This is a genomic window from Chryseobacterium aurantiacum (assembly GCF_003020585.1).
GTDB lineage: Bacteria > Bacteroidota > Bacteroidia > Flavobacteriales > Weeksellaceae > Chryseobacterium > Chryseobacterium aurantiacum.
Map to the genome: position 1 here is coordinate 373439 of NZ_PXUE01000004.1, position 6440 is coordinate 379878.

At 35.4% G+C, this 6440-nt stretch carries 6 protein-coding genes and 1 rRNA gene; 2 read left to right on the forward strand and 5 right to left on the reverse strand.

Annotated features, from left to right (window positions below):
- Nucleotides 1–260: 260 nt before the first annotated feature.
- The 3 genes from C7D53_RS16070 to C7D53_RS16080 are packed head-to-tail and all read right to left on the reverse strand — an operon-like array spanning nucleotide 261 to nucleotide 3018.
- Nucleotides 261–1034 carry a hypothetical protein gene (locus C7D53_RS16070; protein WP_228422386.1) on the reverse strand — a complete coding sequence of 258 codons (774 nt, stop codon included), beginning with the start codon at nucleotides 1032–1034 and terminating at the stop codon, nucleotides 261–263.
- Between the two features lie 10 nt (nucleotides 1035–1044).
- Nucleotides 1045–2127: a putative type IX sorting system protein PorV2 gene (locus tag C7D53_RS16075; protein WP_076356084.1), complete on the reverse strand. Its 1083-nt coding sequence runs from the start codon at nucleotides 2125–2127 to the stop codon at nucleotides 1045–1047.
- Nucleotides 2128–2142: 15 nt separating this feature from the next.
- Complete coding sequence (locus tag C7D53_RS16080; protein ID WP_106917423.1) at nucleotides 2143–3018, reverse strand: DMT family transporter; 876 nt, start codon at nucleotides 3016–3018, stop codon at nucleotides 2143–2145.
- A 201-nt stretch (nucleotides 3019–3219) separates the two neighbouring features.
- Here C7D53_RS16080 and C7D53_RS16085 point away from each other — a divergent pair, with 201 nt between their 5' ends.
- Nucleotides 3220–3741, forward strand: a complete 522-nt coding sequence (locus tag C7D53_RS16085; protein WP_106917424.1) for a GNAT family N-acetyltransferase — start codon at nucleotides 3220–3222, stop codon at nucleotides 3739–3741.
- 278 nt (nucleotides 3742–4019) lie between these two features.
- Nucleotides 4020–5648: an acyl-CoA carboxylase subunit beta gene (locus C7D53_RS16090; RefSeq protein ID WP_106917425.1), complete on the forward strand. Its 1629-nt coding sequence runs from the start codon at nucleotides 4020–4022 to the stop codon at nucleotides 5646–5648.
- Between the two features lie 82 nt (nucleotides 5649–5730).
- On the opposite strand, the gene C7D53_RS16095 is transcribed toward C7D53_RS16090, so the two are convergent.
- Both C7D53_RS16095 and rrf read right to left on the reverse strand, forming a co-directional pair.
- Nucleotides 5731–5925: a hypothetical protein gene (locus C7D53_RS16095; RefSeq protein WP_106917426.1), complete on the reverse strand. Its 195-nt coding sequence runs from the start codon at nucleotides 5923–5925 to the stop codon at nucleotides 5731–5733.
- 446 nt (nucleotides 5926–6371) lie between these two features.
- Nucleotides 6372–6440: ribosomal RNA gene (gene rrf, locus C7D53_RS21295) — 5S ribosomal RNA — on the reverse strand; the annotation flags it as partial.

Consider the following 6440-nt stretch of genomic DNA (forward strand, 5'->3'; position numbering starts at 1 on the left):
CGTAAATTAGTATTATTAATCAAAAGCAATAATACCATGAAAAAAATTCTCATTTTGTAAATTTACCATTTATAATACCCGTTGGTAATATCCTTTATTTTAAATACATTTTTTTATTACTAATGGCTGCATTATTACATGACAACGTTGAAATACGAATGTACATGTCTTAAAAAGAGAAAAAACACATCAACATATTAAAAACGAATAAGCTCTTTTTCAAGAGCTTATTTTATTTATATCGGGTAAAGAATTATTATCTATTTCGCAGAAAAAATTTCTTTAACATATCTTCCGTCTGCCTGTGGGATATCAATTACAATATTCCCGTTTTCAAAGTAGCCTATGGTAGTATTTCCGTCAGCCAGCTTTACAATAAATACATCTTTTCTGGATGTTGTTTTAAAAACAGCAAATGGTACTGAACTTCCTGATTTTGCCAAAATAAACTGATTAGCATCAATTTGTATTTTCTGCAAATCTGTTTTACCGTTAGAATAATTGCTTGCAGTTGTTGCTACTGCTGCTACTGTTGAAACTGATGAAGTCGTTTTTTCAACAGCTGAACTCTGAACAGTATTGGTAGCATTTGAAGCCTGTGTTTGAGCTGGAAGCATCTCTGTTGGGCTGGAAACACCAACTTTTACCAATGCCTGCTTTAATGCATCAGGAAAACCTTCTTCAAATTCTTTTATGTCGGAACGTCCTTTAGATTCAAGAATAATTTTGTTATTACAATCCTTAAATTGTACTATTACTTTATTTGTAAATAGGCTTTTATCATTCAAAACATCAGCAGTAATAATATTGCAAGAATTATCCTTAGCCTCTGATGGCCATTGGTCTACATTTGCAGGCAGAACCACATAACTTTTGCTTTTTAAAGCTTTTGATAAGTAAGCTTCCAAACCATAACTATTATTCTTAAATGTCTGGAATTTTTCCGGAACAGATATATATTTATAGTCTGAAACTTTTTGTCCAAAAATAGCTGTTGAACATACCGCCAACAACATTATCGATATTTTTTTCATTTTCGTCATTTTAATCATTTCTGAATGCTCCCATATCCAGTTTAAGCGAGAAGAAATTAGAATAAAAATTAGACCCGCCTATCCCTGAATTGGTAATGGCATAGTCCAGTGTAAGTCCTCTATACCTGATCCCAATACCCGCGCTAGGCTGGAAGGAAACTTTTCTCTTTAAATCTTCAATATCTGTAATAGACTGAAATCTGTTGATCCCCAATCTCACAAAGATCATTTTCTGATACCCTAATTCTGCTCCTGCATAAGGACTGATACTTGCAAAATCTGTAGAAATTAATGAAGCTGTTTTTGCAAAATCTACATTGATCCCTGCCTCTGGTAACACATATACACTACTATTGATTTCAAATAACTTACTTGCTCCCACATTAAGCTTAGGCATTGTAAGTTCCATTTTATCCTTTGGCGCAGGGTTAAACTCTTCCCCATTCACTACTGTTGATAATTCCTTTTGATTGATGCTCCAGAAGTTAACCGTAGTAGTAATATCTCTTACCATACCCCCGAATTTCCATCCGTTTTCCCCCTTATAGATGGCACCTACATCAAATCCGAAACCATATCCGTTTGCAAATTTCCCTACATTTCTATAAACAATTTTTGCATTTACCCCTACATCTAAGTTAGGATTTCCACCAGGTCGGAATGCATAAGAAAGTATAGCCGCATAGTCGGACTGGGAGAATTTTGTAATCTTATCGTAATCAATATTCCCTTCAGAATCAATCATCTGGGTCGTATTCAAAATATTATCTACTCCAAGTCTCACCACTGAAACTCCAAAAACACCCTCTTCCAATACCTTAGCGTACGCCAGATAATCATATTTAGCAATAGATTCAAAGTATTCAGCGTGCATTGCAGCTCCCTGCCAGTCTTTTTCAATAGACATTAAACCTGCCGGGTTCCACATTGGTGAGTATACATCATCCTGATTGGAAATAACAGCTCCTCCCATTGCCAGTCCTCGTGCCCCGGCTCCGATATTTAAGAATTCATTGGAATATTTCCTGATAATCTGGGATTGAGACAGCCCAAAGAGCAGTGAAAATGCAAGTAAAAAATATTTTTTCATCATAAAAATTGATGCTAGTTAAAGTTTTTTTGTTTTCCTGGCTTTCATTAATCCATTTACAATGATTGCCAGTATCATAACAGCTGAAGCAATATAAAATATCGGGCTCATATGTTCTGATTCCCCAAAGATAAAAAAAGCTAGTATAATTCCGTAAACAGGTTCCAAATTAACTGTTAAAATTAGAGTAAAAGGCGATATATACTTCATCAATTTCACTGATTCCAGCATCGGAAAAGCAGTAAAAACACTGGCCAACAAGCATATTAACGCCAGATCCCTATAGTTTATTTCATTCATTTGAAAAATTTGACCTGAGAACAGATAAAACAACATTAAAATGAACCAACCACAGAAAATTTCGTAAAAAATAATGTTCCCTGAGCTTGTCTTACCAAACATTTTACCATTGAAAACTGAAAAAATAGTTCCAAAAACAGCACAGAGAATTCCATATATAATACCTTCCTTAAAATGAAATTCTGTTTTAAAAATCAATAAAATACAGGCAACAATCACTGTTCCCATTACTACTTCCGATACATCGATCTTTCTTTTAAAAATAATAGGTTCTAATATCGAGGCAAAAAGAGTAGATAAAGAAAGACAGCTTAATGCAATAGAAACGTTTGAAACTTTAATAGAATAAAAGAAACAATACCAATGGAGCGCCATGGCAAGACCTATGGCCGCCAGCTGAAAAAATATTTTTTTGGAAACCTTAATGCTTTCCTTTTTATACACCCTGATAAATACAAAAAGAAAAATAGCTGCAAAGAGCATTCTGTAAAATACCAGAATATGGGCATTGGCATGAATCAGTTTTCCTAAAATTGCAGTGAATCCCCATAAAAATACTATTAAGTGCAATCTGAAAAGTGCTAATTTTTGCATGTCCTATCTTCTTTAATTTTTTAACATGCAAATTTACACATAGACTTTTATAAATCTTACAAAAAATATAAATTTACATTAATAAAAAAGTGATAAATAAAGTTTTTTAATCGTTTTTCTTTCTAATGGATACCTTATTCTGTTAATTTTCTGAAAAAACAGTTCAAAAGAAATGAAAAACAACACTCTTCCTTTAAGAATATGATGTTAAATCCAAATATAAAAATCAAAACTGAGCGTCTCACTTTGCAGCCTGTTGAAGACTCCTATATAGATGATATTTTAGAGCATTTTACGAGTGATGTCACCCGATATATGCCCTTTAACCCACAAGGTAGCAGAAATGATATTGTAAGCTTTGTTGAAGAATCAAAAAAAAACTTATTACAAAATACAGATCTGGTAATGGTTGCTCTGGATTCAAATGGAGATTTTACCGGATGCTGTGGCATTCATAATATAACAGAAGAATCTATTGAGCTGGGACTTTGGTTAAAAAAGAATTCTCAAGGAAATGGATTAGGAACTGAAATCATAATAGCTCTCATTGAGTTTCTAGAAAATAATTTTACTTTTAAATATATTCTATATCCTGTAGATGAAGAAAATATAGCCAGCAAACAAATTCCGGAAAAACTGGGATTTATTCTATTCAAGAGATATACAAAGTATAAAAATCCTGTCACCAATCTTACTATATTAGAATATAGGAAATATTACTAGGAATACTGGATCATAAAAAAACCCTGAAAATTGGTTAAACTTTCAGGGCCTTCAAATAATAAACTATTAAAAAAATAAACTAGGAACAGAGTATTTCGCAGAGAATATCTCCGCTCTTACTCTTATGTAAAGTTAGAAAAAATATAAATTATTTGAAAATATTTTTTTGTTAAAAATTTCACAATTTACTAATAACCAAACTATTAAACACTTGTTTTACTTCCAATTCATATTCCTCATAAAAATAGTATCTTTAAGCGTAAAAAATTGAAAATTCTATGGACATCGAATTCAACAAACGAGAAGATCAGAACAGATTAAAATTATCAGAGATAAATCGCTTGCTTGCCGAGATCAAAAAAGGAGGCGGTGAAAAGAGGCTTCAAAAGCTTCGTGATGAAGGAAAAATGACTGCAAGAGAGAGAATAGACTATCTTCTTGATAAAGGTTCAGATTCCATAGAAATTGGAGCGTTTGCAGGCTATGAAATGTATGAAGAGCATGGAGGATGTCCTAGTGGTGGTGTTGTCATTGTTATCGGATATGTTTCCGGAAGACAGTGTATTGTGGTTGCCAATGATGCCTCTGTAAAAGCAGGTGCGTGGTTTCCAATTACAGGAAAGAAAAACCTGAGAGCACAGGAAATTGCTATGGAAAATAAGTTACCCATCATCTATCTGGTAGATTCTGCAGGAGTTTATCTTCCCATGCAGGATGAAATTTTTCCGGACAAAGAACACTTTGGAAGAATCTTCAGAAATAATGCCAAGATGAGTTCTATGGGAATTATCCAGATCTCAGCCGTAATGGGTAGCTGTGTAGCTGGAGGAGCCTATCTGCCTATTATGAGTGATGAAGCTATGATTGTGGATAAAACAGGTTCCATTTTCCTTGCCGGAAGCTATCTTGTAAAGGCTGCAATCGGAGAAAGCATCGATAATGAGACACTTGGAGGAGCTACCACACACTGCTCTATCTCAGGAGTTACCGATTATAAGGCTAAAGATGATAAAGATGCCCTTAACAGAATCAAGAATATCATGAAATCTATCGGAAGTACTGAAAAAGCAGGCTTTGATAGAATAGAAAGCTTCCCTCCTAAAGAAAGCCCGGATAATATTTTCGGAATTATGCCCGTGTCAAGAGCCGAGCAATATGATACCTACGAAATTATTAAATGTATTGTGGATAACTCTGAATATGAAGAATACAAACCCGACTATGGCAAGAGTATCATCTGTGCCACTGCAAGAGTTGACGGCTGGTCTGTAGGAATTGTAGCCAATCAGAGAAAACTGGTTAAAAGTGGTAAGGGTGAAATGCAATTTGGCGGGGTTATCTATTCCGATTCTGCTGATAAAGCAACCCGATTCATTGCCAACTGTAATCAAAGAAAAATACCTTTAATCTTCCTACAGGACGTTACCGGATTTATGGTAGGTTCAAAATCAGAACATGGCGGGATCATTAAAGATGGTGCTAAAATGGTAAATGCAGTTTCCAATTCTGTTGTTCCAAAATTCACCATTATTACAGGAAACTCATACGGGGCAGGAAACTATGCGATGTGTGGAAAAGCCTATGACCCTAGACTTATTGTTGCATGGCCTTGGGCTGATCTGGCAGTAATGGGAGGAGCTCAGGCGGCAAAAGTACTGGCACAAATCCAGGAATCAACCCTAAAAAAACAAGGCAAAGAAATTTCAGAAGAAGAACACAACGAAATTCTGAATACCATTACAAAAAAATACCAAAAACAAACTGAATCTACCTATGCAGCAGCTAGATTATGGACTGATGCCATTATCAACCCTGCAGATACCAGAAAGTGGATCTCTATGGGAATAGAAGCCGCTAACCACGCTCCTATTACAGAGAAATTCAACTTGGGAGTTATTCAAGTCTGATTTGATTAATAAATTTATAAATAAAAAGACGGCTATCTCAGTTTTGAGATAGCCGTTTTAGTTTGATTTAGATATTGGCTAATTATAAATATTCTTCTCTACAAAAGTCTTTTGGGTGACCAATTTGAATACAACACTGATATTTAGTCATACAAATTCCGTTGGGCCATCCCGTTGGATAACACATTCCAAATGCCGGATCATCCGGACAGCCAGGTCCTCCGCTTCCCTTAAGTGATTTTAAATTCTCTCTTGAAATTTTTACTAAATTTTTCATGGTTAATTTGTTTTAGATGTTCCTACTCTATCAAAGCTTTTCGGATTTCGCTTTTATTTCCAATATTAGTGATTTTTTTAATGTAAAGAGAAGTAATTTTTAGAAATTCAATATGGTAAGTTATGGGGTGACAATCAATAAGCTGTCCAACCACTATTTAGAAAAGAAGCATCATCAGGAGCCTAATCCCGCTATCCACTCATACTCCTCGCGCCTAGGCTTCCAACAGCCTTGTCCTTGTGGGCCTTTTCCCTGCTGCGGGGTAACCGTTGCTATCGGGGCTAGTGACAGGCAGTGAATATAATGATAATGATTGACCTTGATTGATCTTGGTGTTGCCTTCCCTGTGCAGGTGGGGCATACGGTGTGTGTGGTGCCTCTTGGGTTCACCATGGGGCACAAAAAAAGTCCCATGCTTTTGCATGAGACTTTAAAAATAAAATAAAAACTGGCGGCGGCCTACTCTCCCGCTTTCGCAGTACCATCGGCGCTGGTGGGCTTAACTTCTGTGTTCG